We start from the raw sequence: 22,135 nt of genomic DNA, 5'->3' as shown, positions 1-22,135 counted from the left end.
GGGCGAGCAGACTAGCACAGATGCTCCGGCGATGGGGCGGAGCGCCTACAGGGCTGAACGCCAGGCGAGCGGCACCTTCAGGCTTTCCTCGCCACTGGCGCCCAGACCACACATTTCATCGTGTACCGAGGTGTGTACGAGGTTGAATGGCAATTCTGGAAAGTTATGCAGCAAATCCCGAGCGTGTTCCACCGAGCGCAATGTCAGCATCCCACCCTTGAGATCACTCAACGGATACGCCGCGCCATGCATCCGTGCTTCGAGCAGGTAAATCCCCCCTTCCATGGAGATCAGGTTCAACTCATCAACCTTCCTGGCGATGGCAAACGCATTCAGCTCTTGCAGGTTCATGAACGCACCTCACACAGTAGCGAATCAGGACCTCTACAGGGATATGCCCGCGCGCACCAAAGCACAAGCCACAAACGACACCGCCCGTCTGTTTCGCAACAGACGGGCGGTGTTTTTGCAGCGATCAACGGTTGATCAGTGCTTGGTGACCTTGTCCAGGTAACCCATGGCGAACGCCGAAACGACGAAGGTCATGTGGATGATCACGTACCACATCAAGTGCTCGGGATCGACGTTCTTGGCGTCCATGAAGATGCGCAGCAAGTGGATCGAGGAGATCGCCACGATCGAAGCGGCGACTTTCATCTTCAGCGACGAAGAGTCCATGGTGCCGAGCCAGCTGAGTTTTTCCTTGCCTTCATCGATGTTCAGTTCAGAGACGAAGTTCTCGTAGCCGGAAATCATCACCATGACCAGCAGGCCGCCGACCAGCGCCATATCGATCAGCGACAGCAGCACCAGAATCAGTTCCGACTCGGCCATTGAGAAGACGTTGGGCAGGATGTGAAAAACTTCCTGGAAAAATTTCAGTGCCAGCGCCAGCAGCCCAAGGGACAGCCCGATATAGATCGGCGCCAGCAGCCAGCGCGAGGCGTACATTGCATTTTCGATAAAGCGTTCCATTGAATCTCACACATGGGGGGCTGGAAATGGCGGCGAGTATAACAGCCCGCTATGACAGCCAGAAACCGCCGAAAAATCCGCCACCTGCGTGTGTGGTTGATTTTTTTTCTGCTAGTGTCCAAACCATTGACAGCCCAGTGACTGTAGACAGGACGTGTGGAAATGGATGTGCGATTGCCGATAACGACCGCCGGAATATGCCTTGCTGTGTTGCTCAGCGGTTGCTCGCCCGGCGACGAGAAACACGCCGCCAGCCTTGAAGAAAAGACCGCAAAGTTCGAACAGTCACTGGACGCCATCACCGATCCAAAGCTCAAGGACGCCATCACCGAACTCGGTGGCTCACTGCTGCTGCTCGAACGGGCGCAGATCAAACTCAATGACAATCCACCGCGCACCGAATATGGCGAAGACGCTCTAGCCGTGCTCAAGCACTACCCTGCCCCGCAGACGCTGGTCGATACCTTCATCAATGGCCTGTTCGTGCTGCACAAGGACGCCAGCTCCGATTACCTCACCGATCTGCAACCGGTGTTCCCGTTCAACCTGAACATTCCCGGCGGCTTCCTGTTCCCCCATGGCGTGGAGTGGCAGTCGGTGACGTTGAGCAACAAGCGCGTGATCGCTTATCAGCCGGAATGGTCGGAAACCGATCCGGGCATTCAACTCAGCCCCTCCAGCTCCAACGTCACCAACCCCGATGACCTGACCGTAACCTACCCGTTCATTGACGGGCTGGACGTGGACAAGAAGACCCTGCCGCAACCGGTCAGCCTGCAAGGCCAGATCGAAGTCATCGCGCCGCGCCGCCTGTACAGCTTCGACCTGACGCAAAAGGACGTCGGCCAGACCCGCACCAACGACAACCTCAGCGTCAAACTGCTGAAGCTTGAAAAGAACTATGCCGAAGTCGAATTCAGCAACAACCTGCCACTGGCCGCGGAAGTCGTCGATGCCCAACTCAATCCGCTGATCGTCCAGGCCCGCGATAAAACCGGGCAGTATCTGGTGCGCGCCGGCTCGATCAACGAAAGTCCGGAGCAAGTGTCCTTCTACCAGAAACAACTGGCGTACCTGCAACAGCAGAAAGGCTGGAGCGATACGCTGGAAAAACAGCTCACCCAAGAACAGCAGGATTTCGAGCAAAAACACCCGCGTCGCTACAACAAGGTCTATTTCAATGGCCCGATCGAAACCCTGGAAGTCAGCGTGCTGGATTTTTCCTCGGCAACCGTGACCCGCAAACCGCTGGACCTGCCGATTCGCACGTTCAATCAGCACACCACGGAGAAAGCCATCCAGCCGCTGGATCCGTCGGTGACGGTTTACGACGATCTGGCGGTTAACTGGCTCAAGGGTGCGAGCCTCACCGAAGAACAGCTGAAGGCCGGCATTCGCATTCATCAATCCGTGGAAGAACCGAGCGCTGCCCGCATCGAGTTCTCCCATCGCCGCACGTTCAACGATGAACTGCTGGGCGATGACTTCAGTCCTGTGACGTTCTTCACCGAAAAGCGCAGTGGCAAGCTCGATGAGCCGATCGAACTGCCGCCCGAGGCGTATCAAGTCGATCCACTGCGCGCGACGATCACCTACGACTTGAATCTGTTCCCGGAAACCCCGGCGATTGCGGTCGGCTCGATGCCGTTGTTTCTCGCCGCGGTGACCAAACAGACCTACGACGCCAAGTCATTGCCCAAGGGGCTGGAGATCAAGAACAACCAACTGGTGGTGGATCTGAAACTGTTCCCGCCCAACGAGTGGCGTTTCTTCGTCAAAGACGACAGTGGCAACTACCTCAAGCAGATTCTCTCGGTCAGCCACGATGCAAGCGCAGAAGGCCCGGCGTTGTTTGGTGTGCATTACTTTTATGGCCGCCCCACACACGTGGAGACCTATCAGCGAACCGACCTCGCCACCGTGCAATACGGTTTTGAGGTCAAGCTCGACAAGGCGCCGATGCCTGAGACTGCGCCTTGAAGGGCAAGATCAAAAGATCTCAGCCTGCGGCAGCGCCTAAAGAGCGCGGCCGCGACCACCGTTGATCTGCCGCAATTGAGCTTGCAGGTGCAGGCTCCAGATCTGCGGATCATCGGCTAATTCGTAGCCATGCAGGGTCAGACTTTCGACGATGGTGTCGAGTATCGATTCGGCGGCGACCGGCCCATGAAACGGGCCCTGCGCTTTGATGGCGGAAGGTTGTTCACCGGCCATGCCGGCGGCGAAGAGTAGCGTCCACATGCCGTTATCGCCGGCCAACGGCTTGATGGCGCATTCGATACGGGTCACAAGACCCAGGCACTGACGGGTGAGGCAGAGGTTGCGCGACATGGCGGCGACCCTCGGTGAAGCCGGTATTCAGCCCCCACGGGAGGACTGGCTCGATCCAGTGATACTGTCGATATCCTTGAGCTGAGAATAGAAGAAAAGTCCGCTGCGCAAGCCGAATGAGACCAGAAGGCGCCGAATGGTCATTGTGTGAATATTGGCGTCAGAGTTGTGGCGAATTTTCGATGGATTCACACCAAACAAATGTGGGAGCGAGCCTGCTCGCGAATGCGGAGTGTCAGGCAACTTATTCGTCGTCTGATACACCGCTTTCGCGAGCAGGCTCGCTCCCACAGTTTTTATCGCATGAAGGCTCAGGCCGGTTTTGCTTCGGCTAATGCCTCTTGGGCCAACTCTTTCTCGGCTTCCTTGAGGTCTTCTTCGCTAATCATCTCGGCGATGTCGCGCAAGCGCTCGACCACCCGTGCATTGATGCTGCCTTCCGGGAATTCGCCATCGGCATTCGGTTCACCCGCCGGTTCGCCCACCAACAGACTCAACGCTTCATCCGCCTGACGCACCGCGTAAACGTGGAACTGCCCGGCGCGCACCGCCGCCAGCACTTTCTCATCGAGCATCAGCGTGGCGACGTTGGCCTGCGGAATGATTGCGCCCTGCTCGCCGGTCAGCCCGCGCGCCTCACAGAGACGGAAGAAGCCTTCGATTTTCTCGTTGACCCCGCCCACCGCTTGCACTTCACCGAACTGGTTGATCGAGCCGGTGATCGCAAAACACTGCTTGAGCGGGGTTTTCGACAGCGCCGAAATCAGCGTGCACGCCTCACCCAGGGACGCACTGTCGCCATCGACGTAACCGTACGACTGCTCCAGCGCGATGCTCGCGGAAATCGCCAGCGGGAATTCCTGCGCATAACGGCTGCCCAGATACCCGGTGAGGATCATCACGCCTTTGGAGTGGATCGGCTGACCGAGGTTGACCTCACGCTCGATGTCGACAATGCCGCTGCCGCCCGGATAGACCGTGGCGGAAATCCGCGCCGGCACACCAAACGCCGAGTCGCCGACTTCAAGCACGGTCAGACCATTGCACTTGCCGACTGCGGCGCCATCGGTGTCGATCAGGATGATCCCGGCGAGCATGTCGTCGAGAATCCGCGCCGACACACGTCCGGTGCGTGTAGCTTTGGCTTTCAACGCGCGTTCGATGTGCCCGGCGTCGGTCATTTCATCGCCGGCCAGGTGACGAATGAAATCCGCCTCGCTGACCAGTTGAAACAGGTCGCCAATGCGCGCCGACAAACGCCCCTGATGCTCGGCCAGACGTGCGCTGTAAGTCGCCAGACGCGCTACTGCGTCGGCGGTCAGCGGCGCCATGCCTTCTTCCGATGTGCGGGTTTTCAGCAGTTGGGCAAATTGCTCCAGGCTTTCGTCGACCATCGGGATGTCTTCATCGAAGTCGACCAGAACGCGGAACATCTCCTGGAAGTCCGGATCGAGGTCTTGCAACGTGTAATAAAGCGACCGCGCGCCGATGATGATGACTTTGACCTGCAACGGGATGTGCTGCGGATTAAGCGTCACGGTGGCGAAACGGCCCATCTCGCCCAGCGGCGATTCCATTTTCAGCTTGCGCGATTGCAGGGCGCGTTTCAGCGCATCCCACACGAACGGCTCACTGAGCATTTTTTCCGCTTCAAGGATCAGGAAACCACCGTTGGCGCGGTGCAAGGCACCGGGACGCAACTGGCGATAGGTAGTGTAAAGCGCACCCTGATCGGTGGTGTATTCGATACGGCCGAAGAGGTTTTCGTAAGTCGGGTGCGGTTCGAACACCACCGGCGCACCGCCACTCACCGGATGGCCGACCACCAGGCTTGGCGCGTATTGCTCTTCCAGCAGTTTGCGTGCGACGGCGTCAGTCTTGCTGTCGTCGACCAGTTGCTCGACCACGGTTTTCAGCAGATACACCTGCATCGCTTGCAGGTAGCCGCACACCGCAGCGTTCTCGGCATACTTCTCCGACAACGGCGACAGCAACGGCTGCAGCGCCAAGGTGATGGTTTCTTCGTTGAGCGAACGCAGCTGATTGTTCGACTCGCGTTTCCACTGCGGCAGGCTGGCGAGTTCTTCGTTCAGACGCTCTTCGAGACCGGAGATGTCATCGTGGAAACGCTCACGATCGGCTTCCGGCAACTGAGCGAATTCGGCTTCGTCCAGCGCCTTGCCATCGAGCATCGGCGTGAAGGCGATGTTGCTGCTGTCGCGGTACAGGGCGACGTCTTTTTCCAGGGCCAGACGCTCGATGATGTCGAGAGCCTTGTCGTAGCGCTGGTTGAAAGCGCGGTCGATGGCGCTTTTCTTCTGCTGGTAGGACGGGTGCTCGAACACTGCCGGAAACGTCGCCAGCAGGTTGTCGATCAAACCGTTGATGTCACCGATGAATGCACCGGCAGTGCCCGACGGCAATTCCAGTGCGCGCGGTTCGCGCGGCTCATCGAAGTTATTGACGTAGACCCAGTCCGCCGGGGTCTGCAGGCGTTTGCCTTCGGCCTTCAGGTAGCGTTTGACGAACGAGAAACGGCCGGTGCCGGGCTCGCCCATGACGAAAACGTTGTAACCGGGGCGTGGCATGGCCACACCGAACTGCAAGGCTTCGACCGCGCGTTCCTGGCCGAGCACACCGCGAAAGGGCTCCAGATCATTGGTGGTAGTGAAGCTGAACTGTTCAGCGGAAAACGGACGGGTCAGCGCTTCGGGCGCGAGACGCAAGCTGGCAGCAACAGGATCAGGCATCGGGCTTCCTTAACAATCAGGCGGGGCAGATAGCGGCATTCTGGCGCTGCCCGTGCCCCACTGGCAAGGCGCGCCACACTACAAAGCATAGACAACCGCCCGCCCCTGCCCCGGCACTCGTGAAATCGGGGTTATCGCCAAATCTTTTGTAAAAACTCACGGAACCCCAGGAACGTGCCTAAACTCCAAACTGCGCGGCTGGAACTAATACTGGCCCACTGGCACCGTCAGGTGTCAGAACCCTGTCCATTGGTATGCACACAAAGAGAAAAAAGCTATGAAACGGATTCTTCTCGGTACTCTCTTCACCGCTGTATCCATCAACGCAATGGCGCAAGCTCCAGGCGGCCCGGATTGCGGTTGGGGCAACATGCTGTTCGAAGGTCAGCGTGGCACCCCTGCTCACTTCCTCGCTTCCACCACCAACGGCACTTCCGGTAACGCCACCTTCGGGATGACGTCCGGCACCAACGGTTGCTCGACCAACGCATCGCTGACCTACGGCGGCAAATCCTGGTTTGCCATGAATGGCATGATGAACGAGCTGTCCGAAGACATGGCCAAAGGCAACGGCGAAGCGCTGACGACTTATGCCGTGGTACTGGGCGTGGCGCCGGAAGATCGCGCGCACTTCGCTGCTGTGACTCACGAGCACTTCCAGCAGATCTTCAGCAAGGCTGACGTGACCGCTGAAGACGTGCATACCAACACCCTGGCCGTACTGAAATCGGATCCTCGTCTGGCCAAGTACGCAACTCAGGCTTAAGCTCGACCCCACCCGCTTCCTTCGGGAAGCGGGTTTTGTTTTTTCGGCCCGCCCTCCTTGGGTCTTTATTTCTTTCCTGTTCAAGTTGCCGACTATGCTCAAACGCCTTGCCTGGCTGGCGCTCTGTGTCTGCGCCCCGCTGTCCGCCGCGCCAAACATCGACCCTCAACGTTTGCAGCAACTGGCCAACGACCGCTTCTGGATTTCCCTCGGTCACTACGAAACCGCCAAGCTTGGCGGCTGGCGCAGCTATGTCAGTGACAAGAAGTTCTTTCTCGCGCCCGATGGCAATGAACATCCCGATCATGAACTCGCCGCGACCGTGCAAGCGCTGTACGCCCCGGCCAGTCTCGGCGAGCAACATGCGCAATGCGTTTATCCGGCGCGCACGCGCTGGCTGAAAGCACAGCTCAACCTCAGCGATCTGCCGACACCTGCATGCGCCGAGTACAAGAAGTGGTTCAAGGATGTTTCGCCGCACAGCGCGGTGATGATCTTCCCGGCGGCTTATTTGAACAGTCCGTCATCGATGTTCGGCCACACCCTGCTGCGCATCGACCAGGCTGACGTGCAGGCCGACAAGACCTCGCTGCTGAGTTACGCGATCAACTTCGGCGCCTACATCGAAGGTTCGGACAACAGCATTCTGTACGCCTGGAAAGGTTTGATGGGCGGTTATCCGGGATTGTTCGCGCTGGTGCCGTATCAGGAAAAGCTCTCCGAGTACCGCAGCCTGGAAAACCGCGACCTGTGGGAATACCGACTGAATCTGACCCAAGAAGAAACCGCGCGCATGGTCGAGCATGTGTGGGAGTTGAAGCAGATTCAGTTCGACTATTTCTTCTTCGATGAAAACTGCTCGTATCGTCTGCTTGAGTTGCTGCAGGTGGCACGGCCGAGTCTGCGCCTGACCGAACAATTCCCGTTGACCGCGATTCCCACCGACACCGTCAAAGCGGTGAAAGAAGCCGGGCTGGTGGAAAGTATCGAATACCGCCCGTCCCGCGAGCGCGAATTGCTCAGCCGTGCCGAGCCTTTGAACAGTGACGAACAGCAATGGGTGCTGAACGTCAGCGCCGATCAACAGCAGTTGCAGGATCCGGCGTTCAAAGCCCTGCCCCGCGACCGTCAAGCGTTGATCATCGACGCGGCATATCGTCTGGAGCGCTACCGCGCCAACGGTCAGGAACGCGATCCACAACGGGCACAGCGCAGCTTTGAACTGCTGCGAGCGATCAACAAGAACCCGGCGCCGGAGTTGGACATTCCGCAGCCAGGCTTGCCGGAAGACGGCCACGAATCACGCACATGGCAGGCCGGCCTCGGTACCCGTGGTGATCGTGCATTCGGTGAGTACGGTTTGCGCATGGCCTATCACGACCTCAACGACAATGCCGAGAGCTTCCCGCTCGGCGCGCAGATTGAAATCCTGCAGATGAAATTGCGTCAGTACGAAGGCAATCACTGGCAGTTTCAGCAACTGGATCTGGCGACGATTCGTTCGCTGACGCCGCGCAATGAGTTGTTGCAGCCATTGTCGTGGCAAGTTACCGGTGGTCTCGAGCGTGTACCGGGCAAGCATGATGACGAAACGCTGGTCAGCCATGTGAATGGTGGTGGCGGCGGCACCTGGGCGCTTGGGGATGATGTACTGGGCTTTGCCCTCGGCACCGTGCGGGTTGAACACAACAACGATTTCGCCGAGTTCGTGTCCCCGGCCGGCGGTTTCAATACCGGCGTGTTGTGGAAAAATCCGCTGGGCAATCTCAGCCTGGAGGCCAAGGGGGACTACTTCTTCAACGGCGAAGTGCGCCGCAGTCTGAGTCTGAATCAGCAGTGGGAATTGTCGCGCAATCTGGGTTTGCGCCTGAGTGCGCAGCGTGAGTTCAGCCATCTCGCCACGCCTGAAACCGAAGTGATGCTCGAAGTGAAGTGGTATCACTATTGATCCTGAACACATCCCCCTTGTAGGAGTGAGCCTGCTCGCGATAGCAATTCATAAGTCACTGTTGCGGTGACTGATACACCGCTATCGCGAGCAGGCTCACTCCTACAGGGGATTTGTGGCGCTCAACGAATTACTCACACGCCTTTCACCAACGCCCGACGAATCCCCTTCTAGACTTTCCCCATAAGCCGGACAACCGGCGCGGGAGAGTGCGATGTGGCGGTGTGCGGGTTTGTTGGGTGTTGTGCTGTTGCTGGGCGGTTGCCAGACCACCCATGAAGATTTGATCGCCAAGGGTTATCCACCGGCCTTTGCCGACGGTTTTGATGATGGTTGTGTCAGCGGTCGCCAGGCGGCCGGTTCGATCAGCGGCGAGTTTCGCAAGAATGTGCCGCGCTATCTCAAGGACAAGCAATACGCCGAAGGCTGGACCGACGGCTTCCGTCAGTGTCAGGCCATGCTGGAAAACAAGGGCCGCGAAGAGTATCGCAACGAACACTGGGACGAACGCGAGCGCGCCTGGCAGCAGCAGAAGGATCAAGACGCCGGGCGGGCCTATCGCTCGCAATAGGTCGCTTACAGACATCCAGTGAAACCAATTGCCTGCGAACATGGCCCAAACCTCATACGAGGAGGACACCATGAGCCGCGCATTCGTCAACGAAGACAACGCCGCCGCGCAAGCCGATCAGCCGGTCGAGCGGCAGGTCAGCACGCAAACCAATTACGTCACGCCGCAAGGGCTGGCGCAGTTGCAGGCGAAGGTCGCCGAACTGCAAAGTCTGCATGCTGAACAAACAGCCAAAGGCGAGCAGGCCGACAAGCAGCGGCTTGCCGATCTGCAAAGGGATTTGCGCTATTTCAATCAGCGCCTGAGCAGCGCCCAAGTGGCAATCGCTGCAACTTCTAAAGACAAAGTGCAGATCGGCAGTTGGGTCACCTACGCCGACGAACACGACACCGAACGCCGGGTGCAACTGGTCGGCGAGGATCAGGCCGATGCCAGCAAGGGCCTGATCAATTGGGGTTCACCGCTGGGCCGGGCGCTGCTTGGCGCCCGACTCAACGACGAGGTGCTGTGGCAGCGCCCCGCCGGTGATCAAGTCATCGAAGTGATCCGCATCGAACCGGCTTAAACCACGCCTTGCGCCAACATCGCGTCGGCGACTTTGACGAAGCCGGCGATGTTCGCGCCTTTGACGTAGTTGATCCGCCCGTTCTCTTCGCCGTAATGCACGCAAGCGTGGTGGATCGACTGCATGATCGCGTGCAACTTGCTGTCGACCTCACCTGCCGTCCACAGCAGACGCATGGCGTTCTGCGACATCTCTAGACCGCTCACCGCCACGCCGCCGGCGTTGGACGCCTTGCCCGGGGCAAACAGAATCCCGGCCTCGATAAAGATATCCACAGCCTCGAGCGTGGTCGGCATGTTCGCACCTTCGGCCACGCACACGCAGCCATTGCGCAGCAGCGTGCGGGCAGATTCGGCATCGAGTTCGTTCTGCGTAGCGCACGGCAGCGCGATGTCGCACGGCAACGACCAAGGCAACTGAGCGGCGCGGAATTCCAGACCGAATGCCGCCGCCAATTCGCTGATACGTCCGCGTTCGACGTTTTTCAGTTCCAGCAGCGCCAGCCACTGCTCTTCGCTGAGCCCGGCTTCGCAATACAGCGTGCCTTCGGAGTCGGACAGGGAAATCACCTTGCCACCCAGATCCATGACTTTGCGCGCGGCGTATTGCGCCACGTTGCCGGAACCGGAGATTGCCACGCGTTTGCCTTCGACGGTCTGCTCTCGACGCTTGAGCATTTCTTCAGCGAAATACACGCAGCCGAAACCGGTGGCTTCCGGACGAATCAGGCTGCCGCCGTAGGTCATGCCTTTACCGGTCAGCACACTGGTGAACTGGTTGCTCAGGCGTTTGTACTGACCGAACAGGAAGCCGATCTCGCGCGCACCGACACCGATATCACCGGCCGGTACGTCAACGTCGGCGCCGATGTGGCGATACAACTCGCTCATGAACGCCTGGCAGAAACGCATGACTTCAGCGTCGCTCTTGCCCTTCGGATCGAAGTCCGCGCCGCCCTTGCCGCCGCCCATAGGCAGAGAAGTCAGGGAGTTCTTGAAGGTCTGCTCGAAGGCGAGGAATTTCAGCACCCCCATATTGACCGAAGGATGGAAGCGCAAGCCGCCCTTGTACGGGCCGATCGCGCTGTTCATCTGGATGCGGAAACCGCGATTGACCTGGACCTTGCCCTGATCGTCGACCCATGACACGCGGAACACCACGGCACGCTCCGGCTCGCAGATGCGCTCCAGAATCCCCGAGGTGAGGTAATGCGGATTGGCTTCTAGAAACGGCCACAGACTGCGCAGGACTTCTTCGACGGCCTGGTGGAATTCGGGTTGATCCGGGTCGCGTTTTTTCAAGCGGGCGAGGAAGGATTCGACGGATTCGATCATGGCAAAAGTCTCGGCAAATTTATTGTCGTTGGAGGAGATTGGGCCGGACTGTAACAAACGAATTGCGCACTGGAACAGAGCAAAATGTCGCAGTTATGAAATTAAATGGTGCACAGAATATAAATCAGGCGATTTTTTGAGCTTGTTTTGCACCTGAATGGGGAGTCTGGTTTCAAGAAATGCACCCCTAGTTATACAGCTATCGCGAGCAGGCTCACTCCTACAGGGGGGACGCATTTCAAATGTAGGAGTGAGCCTGCTCGCGATGGCCGCACCTCGGTTCCGCTGACAAAAACCAGACAAAAAAAACGGAGCCCGAAGGCTCCGCTCTTTTATGCAACCAACCCGAATCAGGCCAGTTTCTTGTGACGTACCCGGTGTGGCTGGGCAGCTGCTTCGCCGAGGCGTTTCTTGCGATCCGCTTCGTACTCGGTGTAGTTACCTTCGAAGAAGATCGCTTGCGAGTCGTCTTCGTACGCCAAGATGTGTGTCGCCACACGGTCAAGGAACCACCGATCGTGAGAGATCACAATGGCGGCGCCCGGGAAGTCCAGCAGGGCTTCTTCCAGGGAACGCAGGGTTTCAACGTCGAGGTCGTTGGACGGTTCGTCGAGCAGCAGGACGTTGCCGCCCTCCTTCAGGGTCAGCGCCAGGTGCAGACGACCGCGCTCACCACCGGACAGATCCTTGACGAACTTCTGCTGGTCGCCGCCCTTGAAGTTGAAGCGACCGACGTAGGTGCGCGACGGGATCTCGTAGTTGCCGATGCGGATCTGGTCGGAACCGTCGGAGATTTGCTGGAACACAGTCTTGCTGCCATCCAGGTCATCGCGGCTCTGATCGACGCACGCCAGTTGCACGGTTTCGCCGACTTCGATGCTGCCCGAATCCGGTGTTTCCTTGCCCATCAACATGCGGAACAGAGTCGACTTACCGGCACCGTTACCACCGATCACGCCGACGATGGCGCCTTTCGGCATCGCGAACGACAGGTTGTCGATCAACACGCGATCGCCGTAACCCTTGGTGACGTTCTTGAATTCGATGACCTTGTCGCCCAAGCGTGGACCAGCCGGGATGTAGATCTCGTTGGTTTCGCTGCGCTTCTGGAATTCCTGCGATTGCATTTCTTCGAAGCGTTGCAGACGAGCCTTGGATTTCGACTGGCGGGCTTTCGCGCCTTTGCGCACCCACTCCAGTTCTTCCTTCATGGCTTTTTCGTGGGCCGACTGCTGCTTGGATTCGGCGGCCAGACGATCGGACTTGGCTTCAAGCCAACCCGAGTAGTTGCCTTCGTACGGGATGCCCGCGCCGCGGTCGAGTTCGAGAATCCAGCCAGCGACGTTGTCGAGGAAGTAACGGTCGTGCGTGATCGCTACCACGGTGCCCGGGAAGTCGTGCAGGAAGTGCTCCAGCCACGCAACGGAATCGGCGTCCAAGTGGTTGGTTGGTTCGTCGAGCAGCAGCATGTCCGGCGCGGACAGCAGCAGGCGGCACAGGGCCACACGACGTTTTTCACCACCAGAGAGGAATTCGACCTTGGCGTCCCAGGCCGGCAGACGCAGTGCGTCGGCGGCGACTTCCAGTTGACGATCGAGGTTGTGACCGTCGCTGGCTTGCAGGATCGCTTCGAGCTTGGCTTGCTCGGCAGCCAGCTTGTCGAAGTCGGCGTCTTCTTCAGCGTAAGCCGCGTAGACCTCGTCCAGGCGAGCCTGGGCGTTCTTGATCACGCTGACCGCTTCCTCGACCACTTCACGCACGGTCTTGGTCGGATCAAGTTGCGGCTCTTGCGGCAGATAACCGATGTTCAGCTCCGGCATCGGACGGGCTTCGCCCTCGAACTCGGTGTCGACGCCCGCCATGATTTTCAGCAGCGTGGACTTACCCGAACCGTTGAGGCCGAGTACGCCGATCTTGGCGCCGGGGAAGAACGACAGCGAAATGTTTTTGAGAATTTCCCGCTTCGGCGGAACAACTTTGCCCAGCCGATGCATGGTGAAGACGTATTGAGCCATGGAGAACCTTGGGTCAGTGACAGATGAATGATTGCAGCGCAGGCGAAGCCCGGCCAGACCATGCGCGTCGTTCACTTGATGGTTATCAATGCGTGCGCGCTGAAAAAGTCTGAGTCTAGGAGCTGGAACGCTCCCGCGTAACCGGCAAAGCTACCTGAATGACGGAAGGCAGTCCAGCCGAGCGGGGCTGGCACTTCGCCACGACTCAAGGCATGCTAGCCGCCCTTTGGGCGTCCGGCTTATAGTGCACGTCGCGCCAGTCCAGCCAAACCGCAGGATCACAGCTTGTCCAATGTCACTCCGCCAGCCTCTGTGAGCAGCACCCCACCGGCGCCCGGCTCGTCCCTGCGCGGTACATTAAAGGGGGCGCTGGCGACGCTCGTGCTTTTGTTGCTCGCCTTGCTGTTCTGGCAACTGCTCGATCAACTGCGCGAAACCCAGAAAAACCAGCGTCAGTACACCATCGACTACACTGCCGACCTCGCCTCGCAGGTCAGCCTGAACATGGCGCTGAACGCGCAAATCGCTCTCAATCTGCTACCGATCGTCGAACAACCGCAATCAGCCGACGAACAGCAGGCGCTGCTGCGCAAGCTCCAGCAATCCTTGCCTGACCTGCGCAGCCTGGCCCTGCTCACCCCTTCCGGCAAGATCATCAGCGACAGTGCCGACAACAGCCACGACGCCGATTACCTGAGTGAACTGGTGCGCCGCAGCCGTGCACAGGCGCATTACTTCAGCAACGCCGATGACGGTTCTGTGGTGCATCTGTTATTGCATCAGGCCAGCGGCAGCACGCGCGGTTATTGGGCATTGCGCCTGACCCCGACGTTCTTCGACTCGCTGACCAAACAGGGCGAAACCGGCATCCGCCCGTTGTGGCTGGTGGAAAACCGCGTCAACCATCAGATCATCAGCCGCGACGAAGCGCAGCCTTCGGCCAGGCCCGGCGTCTTGAGTCCGGACGACATGGCCAACACCGTACTGACCGTGCCGCTGAGCAGCAGCGACTGGCAGTTGCGTGGCCTGTTCGACCGTCAACGCGTGCTCGAAGAATTGCTCCCGGCGTTTATCGGCAAATGCCTGTTGGGCCTGGCGTTCTCGCTGCTGCCGGTGATTGCGCTGTTGAACATGCGCCGCCGCCAGCGCCAGTTGCACGAAGGTCGTCGACGCTATCAGGACATTTTCGAAGGCACCGGCGTGGCCCTCTGTGTGCTCGATCTGTCGGGTCTGAAACAAGTCTTCGACAAGGCGCAGATCCAGACCAGCGACCAGCTCAAGGCATGGCTCGACCAACCGCAGCAACGCCAGCAACTGCTGCAGGAACTGCGCGTCACCGAGGTCAACCAGGTCGCGTTGCAATTGCTCAACGTCAATTCCTGCGAGCACGCCTGGCAACTGTTGATCGACGGCCATCCGCACCGCCAGTGCGCCATCGGCAATCAAGTGCTCGACGCCGTCCTGCAGCAACAAAAGCAGCTGGAACTGGAAATCAAACTGCCGGACATCAATGGCCGCGACCAGCACCTGTGGATGGTGTTGCGCCTGCCGACCGAGCAGCACGACTACAAAGCGGTGATTCTCAGCATCAACGACATCACCAGCCGCAAGCTGATCGAACTGTCGCTGCTCGAACGCGAGGGATTCTGGTCGGATGTGGTGCGCACCGTGCCGGATCATCTGTATGTGCAGGACGTAATCAGCCAGCGGATGATTTTCAGCAACCACCACCTCGGCCAGACCCTCGGCTACAACCGCACCGAATTGCACCAGATGGGCGAGTACTTCTGGGAGATCCTGCTACACCCGGAAGATGCCGATTACTACCATCGCTCGCGCCAGTTGCAGCGCCACGCCGGTTACAGTCAGTTGCTGCAATGCCAGTTGCGTTTTCGTCATCGCGACGGCAAGTGGCGGCGTTTCGATATTCGCGAACAGGCGCTGGCGCGCGACAAACACGACCAGGTCACGCGCATTATCGGCGTGGCCAAGGACATCACCGAACAGATCGAAGCCAGCGAATCGCTGCGTGACAGCGAGCAGCGCTACCGCATGCTCGCCGAAAGCATCAGCGACGTGATTTTCTCCACCGACAGCAAGCTCTCGCTGAACTACGTCAGCCCGTCGGTACAGGCTGTGCTGGGTTATGACGCCGAGTGGATTTTCCAGAACGGCTGGCAATCGACCATCGCCAACCCGCAGCAACTGAGCGGCATCTACACGCTGATGGATCGGGTCAGCAAGGCGCTGGACAAACCCGAGCAACTGGCGGTGTTGCGCAATCAGGTGCAGACGCAAATGTTCCTGTTCGACTGCCTGCGCGCCGATGGCCGCAAGATCCCGATCGAGCTGCGTCTGGTGCTGGTGTGGGACGAACATGGTGCGTTCGAAGGCGTGCTCGGTGTCGGTCGCGACATCAGCCAGCAGCGCCGCGCCGAGAAAGACCTGCGCATGGCCGCCACGGTGTTCGAGCACTCGACCTCGGCGATCCTGATCACCGACCCGGCCGGCTACATCGTGCAAGCCAACGAAGCCTTCAGCCGCGTCAGCGGTTACGCCGTGAGCGAAGTGCTCGACCAGTTGCCGAACATGCTTACCGTCGATGAGCAACAGGACGCGCACCTGCGGTATGTGCTCAAGCAATTGCACCAGCACAACACCTGGGAAGGTGAAGTCTGGATGAAGCGGCGTAATGGCGAGCACTACCCGGCGTGGGTCGGCATCACCGCGGTGCTCGACGACGAGGGTGATCTGGCCAGTTACGTGTGCTTCTTCAGCGACATCAGCGAGCGCAAGGCCAGCGAACAGCGGATTCACCGCCTCGCCTACTACGACGCCCTGACGCATTTGCCGAACCGCACGCTGTTCCAGGATCGCCTGCACACTGCGCTGCAATCGGCCGAGCGGCAGAAGTCGTGGGTGGTGCTGATGTTCCTCGACCTCGACCGCTTCAAACCGATCAACGACTCCCTCGGCCACGCCGCCGGCGACCGCATGTTGAAAGACATGGCCACGCGCCTGCTGGCCTGCGTCGATGATGACGACACCGTGGCGCGCATGGGCGGCGATGAATTCACCTTGCTGCTGCAGCATCGCTCCAGCCGCGAACTGGCGCTGAACCGGGCGATTCATGTCGCCGAGCAGATCCTTGGCAGCCTGGTGCGACCGTTCGTGCTGGAAGGCCGCGAGTTCTTCGTCACCGCCAGTATCGGCATCGCCCTGAGTCCGCAGGACGGCAACGAACTCAGCCAGTTGATGAAGAACGCCGACACGGCGATGTACCACGCCAAGGAGCGCGGCAAGAACAATTTCCAGTTCTATCAGGCCGACATGAACGCCAGTGCGCTGGAGCGTCTGGAACTGGAAAGCGACTTGCGCCACGCCCTGGAGCAGAACGAATTCGTCCTGTATTACCAACCGCAGTTCAGCGGCGATGGCAAACGCCTGACCGGCGCCGAAGCGCTGTTGCGCTGGCGTCATCCGCGTCGCGGACTGGTGCCGCCGGGGGATTTCATTCCGGTGCTGGAAGAACTCGGTCTGGTGGTGGACGTTGGCGACTGGGTAATTAGCGAGGCTTGCCGCCAACTGAAGACCTGGCACCAGAACCGCGTGCGTGTACCGAAGGTCTCGGTGAACATTTCCGCGCGGCAGTTCTCCGATGGCCAGCTCGGCACGCGGATCGCCACGATCCTGCGCGAAACCGGCCTGCCGCCGGCGTGCCTGGAACTGGAACTGACCGAAAGTATCCTGATGCGCGAAGTCAGCGAAGCGATGCAGATTCTCGCCGGTCTGAAAAACCTTGGCCTGAGCATCGCGGTCGACGACTTCGGCACCGGTTACTCGTCGCTGAACTACCTAAAGCAATTCCCGATCGACGTGCTGAAAATCGACCGCACCTTTGTCGATGGCTTGCCGTCGGGTGAGCAGGACGCGCAGATTGCCCGAGCGATCATCGCCATGGCCCACAGCCTGAATCTGGCGGTGATCGCCGAGGGTGTGGAAACCCATGAGCAGTTGGACTTCCTGCGCGAACATGGCTGCGATGAGGTTCAGGGGTATCTGTTCGGGCGGCCGATGCCGGCGGGGCGGTTTGAGGCGCAGTTCAGTAATGACGCGCTCTTTATGTTCGACTGAAGATCGGCGGCGCGCCTTTCGCGAGCAGGCTCGCTCCCACAGGGATTGATTTCGATCACAAAATCGCAGGCCTGCCTCGATTACTGTGGGAGCGAGCCTGCTCGCGAAGAGGCCTTCAAAAGCACCGCACATCTGTCATGAACGCCACTTGTCTGCGACATGATGTCGTTTCATATGCCATCCAAAACCCATTGGGTTAGAATGCCCCCCTTTTCTGCCCCCGATCCTTGAGGACCGCCATGTTCAGCCGTGATTTGACTATTGCCAAGTACGACGCCGACCTTTTTGCCGCCATGGAGCAAGAAGCTCAGCGCCAGGAAGAACACATTGAGCTGATCGCTTCGGAAAACTACACCAGCCCAGCGGTGATGGAAGCTCAAGGCTCGGTCCTGACCAACAAGTACGCTGAAGGCTACCCAGGCAAGCGTTACTACGGTGGTTGCGAGTACGTCGACATCGTTGAACAACTGGCCATCGACCGCGCCAAAGAGCTGTTCGGCGCCGATTACGCCAACGTTCAGCCGCACGCCGGTTCGCAAGCCAACGCCGCTGTTTACCTGGCCCTGCTGCAAGGTGGCGACACCATTCTGGGCATGAGCCTGGCCCACGGTGGTCACCTGACTCACGGCGCCAGCGTTTCCTCCTCGGGCAAGCTGTACAACGCCGTGCAGTACGGCATCGACGCCAATGGCCTGATCGACTACGACGAAGTCGAGCGTCTGGCGGTTGAGCACAAGCCGAAAATGATCGTGGCCGGTTTCTCCGCCTACTCGCAGATTCTCGACTTCCCACGCTTTCGCGCCATCGCGGACAAAGTCGGCGCTTACCTGTTCGTCGACATGGCTCACGTAGCCGGTCTGGTTGCCGCTGGTGTTTACCCGAACCCGGTGCCTTTCGCTGACGTCGTGACCACCACCACGCACAAGACCCTGCGCGGTCCACGTGGCGGCCTGATCCTGGCGCGCGCCAACGCCGACATCGAGAAGAAGCTGAACTCCGCGGTATTCCCGGGCGCCCAGGGTGGCCCGCTGGAGCACGTGATCGCCGCCAAGGCAATCTGCTTCAAGGAAGCGCTGCAGCCAGAGTTCAAGGCCTACCAGGAACAAGTGGTGCTGAACGCCCAGGCCATGGCCGAAGTGTTCATCGAGCGCGGTTTCGACGTAGTTTCCGGTGGTACCAAGAACCACCTGTTCCTGCTGTCGCTGATCAAGCAGGACATCTCGGGTAAAGACGCCGACGCCGCTCTGGGCAAAGCGTTCATCACCGTGAACAAGAACTCCGTGCCAAACGATCCACGCTCGCCGTTCGTCACTTCCGGCCTGCGCTTCGGTACTCCGGCTGTGACCACTCGTGGCTTCAAGCAAGCCGAGTGCAAAGAGCTGGCCGGCTGGATCTGCGACATCCTGGCTGACCTGAACAACGAAGCGGTGATCGACGCCGTTCGTGAGAAAGTCAAAGCCATCTGCAAGAAACTGCCGGTATACGGCGCTTGATGCGACGTTAAATCCGCAGCATGAAAAACCGGCCAAGTGATTGGCCGGTTTTTTTTCGCCTGAAAAAAGCTCAAAAGATCGCAGCCTTCGGCAGCTCCTACAGGTGAACGCATTCCAAATGTAGGAGCTGCCGAAGGCTGCGATCTTTTGATCTTAACCACCGGTCAGACCGGTCATGCCAATTTCGCGTTTCCCCCTTGTATTCAAGAAAAACCCCAGCGTAGACTGCGCCTGCACTGGACATACCGGTAAGACCACAATAATTAAGTCCTGAATCTGATGCGTTCAAGCGCACGGCAGCCAGGACACCGACCAGGATTCCTCCCATGCTCAGATGGTGCTCGCGTTCAATCTTCCTCCAAGTGGTTCTCGGACTGATGCTCGGCATCGTCTGCGGGCTGACCCTTCCTGAATACTCGGCCCAGCTCAAACCGCTCGGCGACGGCTTCATCAAACTGATCAAGATGCTCATCGGTCTGATCGTGTTCTGCGTGGTGGTCAGCGGCATCAGCGGCGCCGGCGATCTGAAGAAGGTCGGGCGCATCGGCCTCAAATCGGTGATCTATTTTGAAGTGCTGACCACCATCGCCTTGGTCATCGGCCTGGTCTTCGCCTTCAGCACCGGTATTGGCAGCGGCGCGAATATTCATCTGGAGCAGCTGTCGACCGCCGACATGGGCGATCTCGCCGAACGCGGCCAGCACATGCACACCACCACGCAGTTCCTGATGGACCTGATCCCGACTTCGGTGATCGGTGCCTTTGCCGACAACAACATCCTGCAGGTGCTGCTGTTCTCGGTGCTGTTCGGCAGCGCGTTGAATCTGGTCGGTGAAGCGGCTTCCGGGATCTCCCGGCTGATCAACGAACTGAGCCATGTGATCTTCCGCATCATGGGCATGATCGTGCGTCTGGCACCGATCGGCGTGTTCGGCGCCATCGCCTTCACCACCAGCAAATATGGCCTCGATTCCCTGCAACATTTGGGCAGTCTGGTCGGTTTGTTCTACCTGACCTGCATCGCTTTCGTCAGCGTGATTCTCGGCCTGGTGATGCGTGCTTCCGGCCTGCGCATGTGGCCGCTGTTGAAGTATCTGCGTGAAGAACTGCTGATCGTCATGGGCACCGCCTCGTCCGACGCTGTGCTGCCACAGATCATGCGCAAACTCGAACACCTCGGCATTGGCAGCTCGACGGTTGGCCTGGTGATTCCGACCGGCTACTCGTTCAACCTCGACGGTTTCTCGATCTACCTGACCCTGGCCATCGTCTTCATCGCCAACGCCACCGGCACACCGCTGGCCATGACTGACCTGCTGACGATTCTGCTGGTGTCGCTGATCACTTCCAAAGGCGCTCACGGTATTCCCGGTTCAGCGCTGGTGATTCTGGCGGCCACGCTGACAGCGATTCCGGCAATCCCGGTGGTCGGTCTGGTGCTGGTGTTGGCAGTGGACTGGTTTATGGGCATCGGCCGGGCACTGACCAATCTCATCGGCAACTGCGTCGCCACTGTCGCCATTGCCCGTTGGGAAAAAGACATCGACGTCCAACGCGCCAACAAAGTACTCAGCGGTCAGCAGGGCTACACCTTTCAGCCGCGTAAAACAGCAACTCCGGCGCACCAGCAGGAGTTCTGATTTAACCCTGTAGGAGCTGTCGCAGACTGCGATCTTTTGATCTTGAGTCTGCGGCTATCTCCCACAGGCACATGGAGCAAGACAAGTGATTACCACATCAACCGTCGTCAACTCAGTCGTTGAAAAACTGCGCGCCGCATTGGCCCGTGGTCAGTGGCGCTCCGGCGACATGCTGCCGGGCCAGCGCGAACTGGCCGAACAACTGGGCATCAGCCGCCCGAGCCTGCGTGAAGCGGTGATCGTCCTCGAAACCCTCGGCCTCGTCCGCTCGATGCCGGGCAAAGGCGTGGTCGTGCTCGACGCACAATTGAGCGACAGTCAAAGCCACGACAGCGCGGTGGCCGGTGCCAGTCTCGAGGATGTACTGCAACTGCGCTACACCCTTGAGCCGTTCATCGTTGGCCTGGTCGCGCAGTCGATCAGCAGCAAGGAAGTCGGCCAGTTGCGTCTGACCCTGATGGACATGCGCGAAGCCCTTGAAGCCGGCGACAGCGAAGCCGGGGTCAGCGCCTACATCGCGTTCCACGAAGAGTTGTTCACGCTCACCTCGAATCCGATCTTCCAGAGCGTGGTGCAGCAAACCAGCAATGCCCTCAAGCAGAGCGCCGAGGTGCTGCGTAATTCGCCGGAGCATCTGGCCGAGCGGCTGGAAGAAAACGAAGCGGTGGTCCGCGCGATCCGCAGCAAGAACAGCGCCCAGGCCAGCGCCGAAATGCGTCGGCACATTTTGCGCGAAGGCCAGCGGATGGGGATTGAGTTGAACATCCCGGAAGACAACTTGAGTCGCTGATATCTATTGGAGACAGGTCATGAACAGTTTCGCTTCAGCGTCACACACTCGCCAGACAACGACGCCCCTGCCCTTCTCCCGTCTGCGCGAACCGGCAGAGGGTCTTTATCCGCGACTGTTAGATGCGATTCTGGAACAGCGCATCGATTCGACCAGCCGATTTACCGAGGACAGCTTGAAAGAGATGTTCTGCGCCAGCCGCGCCGATGTGCGGCGGGTGTTGACGCAGTTGTCGCTTGAGCAGGTCATTGTGCTGCGCGCCAATCATCGCCCGCGTGTTGCCGCACCTGATCGGGAGCAAACGCGGCAGGCTCTGCATGCGCGGCGACTGGCCGAAAACACCTTGGTGCGTCTGGCCTGCCAACGTCCGCAGGCCGAAGGCTTGAAACGCTTGCGCGGGCTGATCGAACGCGAACGTCAGGCGGTTGAGCAGGATCGGCGTGGGGCGGCGATTCGCTTGTCCGGGGAGTTTCATCTGCACTTGGGGCAGATGGCGGGGAATGCACCGTTGGCGCATTTTCTTGGCAGTCTTGTGCCGCTCACATCATTGGCGATTGCGCGAAGTGAGTGCCAGACGCATAGCTGTTGCGCATGGCGGGAGCATTTGGCGCTGGTCGAGGCAGTGGAGCGAGGCGATGCTTCCAAGGCCGGGATGCTGATGAATCGGCATTTGGATAATCTTGAGCAGACATTGCTGGGTTCAGATCTTGAGCATTGTGTTGCAGGTTAGATTGCTATCGCGAGCAGGCTCACTCCTACATTTGAAACGCGTTCCCCTGTAGGAGTGAGCCTGCTCGCGATGGCGTCATCATTGACACTACAA

General features: G+C 59.2%; 16 protein-coding genes. 10 read left to right on the top strand and 6 right to left on the bottom strand.

Annotated features, from left to right (window positions below; all coding sequences use genetic code 11):
* Window positions 1-45 precede the first annotated feature (45 nt).
* On the bottom strand, window positions 46-351 hold the full coding sequence (locus ACI514_RS29660) for a DUF6482 family protein (RefSeq protein WP_160059482.1): 306 nt from the start codon (window positions 349-351) through the stop codon (window positions 46-48).
* Between the two features lie 135 nt (window positions 352-486).
* On the bottom strand, window positions 487-975 hold the full coding sequence (locus tag ACI514_RS29655) for a TIGR00645 family protein (RefSeq protein WP_007909801.1): 489 nt from the start codon (window positions 973-975) through the stop codon (window positions 487-489).
* A 162-nt stretch (window positions 976-1,137) separates the two neighbouring features.
* Here ACI514_RS29655 and ACI514_RS29650 point away from each other — a divergent pair, with 162 nt between their 5' ends.
* Window positions 1,138-2,955 (top strand): hypothetical protein, encoded by a 1,818-nt coding sequence (locus tag ACI514_RS29650; protein WP_405122844.1) that lies wholly within the window; start codon window positions 1,138-1,140, stop codon window positions 2,953-2,955.
* Window positions 2,956-2,991: 36 nt separating this feature from the next.
* On the opposite strand, the gene ACI514_RS29645 is transcribed toward ACI514_RS29650, so the two are convergent.
* On the bottom strand, window positions 2,992-3,306 hold the full coding sequence (locus ACI514_RS29645; protein WP_007909799.1) for a hypothetical protein: 315 nt from the start codon (window positions 3,304-3,306) through the stop codon (window positions 2,992-2,994).
* Between the two features lie 311 nt (window positions 3,307-3,617).
* Window positions 3,618-6,056, bottom strand: coding sequence for a Lon protease family protein (locus ACI514_RS29640; protein ID WP_095125459.1), 2,439 nt, complete (start codon window positions 6,054-6,056; stop codon window positions 3,618-3,620).
* Window positions 6,057-6,333: 277 nt separating this feature from the next.
* Between ACI514_RS29640 and ACI514_RS29635 the strand changes: the two genes are divergently transcribed.
* From ACI514_RS29635 to ACI514_RS29620, 4 genes are all read left to right on the top strand, one after another.
* Complete coding sequence (locus ACI514_RS29635; protein WP_007909797.1) at window positions 6,334-6,822, top strand: DUF3015 domain-containing protein; 489 nt, start codon at window positions 6,334-6,336, stop codon at window positions 6,820-6,822.
* Between the two features lie 94 nt (window positions 6,823-6,916).
* Entirely contained in the window at window positions 6,917-8,770 is a 1,854-nt protein-coding gene (locus ACI514_RS29630) for a DUF4105 domain-containing protein (protein WP_150694648.1), read from the top strand.
* A 214-nt stretch (window positions 8,771-8,984) separates the two neighbouring features.
* On the top strand, window positions 8,985-9,341 hold the full coding sequence (locus tag ACI514_RS29625) for a hypothetical protein (protein WP_095121717.1): 357 nt from the start codon (window positions 8,985-8,987) through the stop codon (window positions 9,339-9,341).
* Between the two features lie 70 nt (window positions 9,342-9,411).
* Complete coding sequence (locus ACI514_RS29620) at window positions 9,412-9,906, top strand: GreA/GreB family elongation factor (RefSeq protein ID WP_405122843.1); 495 nt, start codon at window positions 9,412-9,414, stop codon at window positions 9,904-9,906.
* Here the strand turns inward: ACI514_RS29620 and gdhA are convergent.
* Together gdhA and ettA are read right to left on the bottom strand one after the other, a co-directional pair.
* Complete coding sequence (gene gdhA / locus ACI514_RS29615) at window positions 9,903-11,240, bottom strand: NADP-specific glutamate dehydrogenase (protein WP_405122842.1); 1,338 nt, start codon at window positions 11,238-11,240, stop codon at window positions 9,903-9,905. The two genes, ACI514_RS29620 and gdhA, sit on opposite strands and share 4 nt — an antisense overlap.
* A 350-nt stretch (window positions 11,241-11,590) precedes the next feature.
* Window positions 11,591-13,255 (bottom strand): energy-dependent translational throttle protein EttA, encoded by a 1,665-nt coding sequence (gene ettA, locus ACI514_RS29610; protein WP_077574610.1) that lies wholly within the window; start codon window positions 13,253-13,255, stop codon window positions 11,591-11,593.
* A gap of 285 nt (window positions 13,256-13,540) precedes the next feature.
* Between ettA and morA the strand changes: the two genes are divergently transcribed.
* From morA to ACI514_RS29585, 5 genes are all read left to right on the top strand, one after another.
* Window positions 13,541-17,389: a cyclic di-GMP receptor MorA gene (gene morA / locus ACI514_RS29605; protein WP_160059487.1), complete on the top strand. Its 3,849-nt coding sequence runs from the start codon at window positions 13,541-13,543 to the stop codon at window positions 17,387-17,389.
* Between the two features lie 239 nt (window positions 17,390-17,628).
* Window positions 17,629-18,882: a serine hydroxymethyltransferase gene (glyA, locus tag ACI514_RS29600; protein WP_007909785.1), complete on the top strand. Its 1,254-nt coding sequence runs from the start codon at window positions 17,629-17,631 to the stop codon at window positions 18,880-18,882.
* Between the two features lie 326 nt (window positions 18,883-19,208).
* Entirely contained in the window at window positions 19,209-20,522 is a 1,314-nt protein-coding gene (locus tag ACI514_RS29595; protein ID WP_160059488.1) for a C4-dicarboxylate transporter DctA, read from the top strand.
* Window positions 20,523-20,607: 85 nt separating this feature from the next.
* Window positions 20,608-21,312, top strand: coding sequence for a FadR/GntR family transcriptional regulator (locus ACI514_RS29590; protein ID WP_034153832.1), 705 nt, complete (start codon window positions 20,608-20,610; stop codon window positions 21,310-21,312).
* A gap of 19 nt (window positions 21,313-21,331) precedes the next feature.
* The gene (locus ACI514_RS29585; protein WP_405122841.1) at window positions 21,332-22,042 is read left to right on the top strand and encodes a GntR family transcriptional regulator; all 711 of its coding nucleotides are present in this window, start codon (window positions 21,332-21,334) and stop codon (window positions 22,040-22,042) included.
* The last annotated feature ends 93 nt before the right edge of the window (window positions 22,043-22,135 follow it).

It is taken from the genome of Pseudomonas sp. M20 (assembly GCF_045037865.1).
Classification (GTDB): Bacteria; Pseudomonadota; Gammaproteobacteria; order Pseudomonadales; family Pseudomonadaceae; genus Aquipseudomonas.
This window is presented reverse-complemented; position numbering and strand designations above follow the sequence as displayed.

What these genes read in the sequence shown, in the direction of transcription:
- ACI514_RS29660 (WP_160059482.1), bottom strand. Translation starts at nt 351, where the DNA reads ATGAACCTGCAAGAGCTGAATGCGTTTGCCATCGCCAGGAAGGTTGAT.
- ACI514_RS29655 (WP_007909801.1), bottom strand. Translation starts at nt 975, where the DNA reads ATGGAACGCTTTATCGAAAATGCAATGTACGCCTCGCGCTGGCTGCTG.
- ACI514_RS29650 (WP_405122844.1), top strand. Translation starts at nt 1,138, where the DNA reads ATGGATGTGCGATTGCCGATAACGACCGCCGGAATATGCCTTGCTGTG.
- ACI514_RS29645 (WP_007909799.1), bottom strand. Translation starts at nt 3,306, where the DNA reads ATGTCGCGCAACCTCTGCCTCACCCGTCAGTGCCTGGGTCTTGTGACC.
- ACI514_RS29640 (WP_095125459.1), bottom strand. Translation starts at nt 6,056, where the DNA reads ATGCCTGATCCTGTTGCTGCCAGCTTGCGTCTCGCGCCCGAAGCGCTG.
- ACI514_RS29635 (WP_007909797.1), top strand. Translation starts at nt 6,334, where the DNA reads ATGAAACGGATTCTTCTCGGTACTCTCTTCACCGCTGTATCCATCAAC.
- ACI514_RS29630 (WP_150694648.1), top strand. Translation starts at nt 6,917, where the DNA reads ATGCTCAAACGCCTTGCCTGGCTGGCGCTCTGTGTCTGCGCCCCGCTG.
- ACI514_RS29625 (WP_095121717.1), top strand. Translation starts at nt 8,985, where the DNA reads ATGTGGCGGTGTGCGGGTTTGTTGGGTGTTGTGCTGTTGCTGGGCGGT.
- ACI514_RS29620 (WP_405122843.1), top strand. Translation starts at nt 9,412, where the DNA reads ATGAGCCGCGCATTCGTCAACGAAGACAACGCCGCCGCGCAAGCCGAT.
- gdhA (WP_405122842.1), bottom strand. Translation starts at nt 11,240, where the DNA reads ATGATCGAATCCGTCGAATCCTTCCTCGCCCGCTTGAAAAAACGCGAC.
- ettA (WP_077574610.1), bottom strand. Translation starts at nt 13,255, where the DNA reads ATGGCTCAATACGTCTTCACCATGCATCGGCTGGGCAAAGTTGTTCCG.
- glyA (WP_007909785.1), top strand. Translation starts at nt 17,629, where the DNA reads ATGTTCAGCCGTGATTTGACTATTGCCAAGTACGACGCCGACCTTTTT.
- ACI514_RS29595 (WP_160059488.1), top strand. Translation starts at nt 19,209, where the DNA reads ATGCTCAGATGGTGCTCGCGTTCAATCTTCCTCCAAGTGGTTCTCGGA.
- ACI514_RS29585 (WP_405122841.1), top strand. Translation starts at nt 21,332, where the DNA reads ATGAACAGTTTCGCTTCAGCGTCACACACTCGCCAGACAACGACGCCC.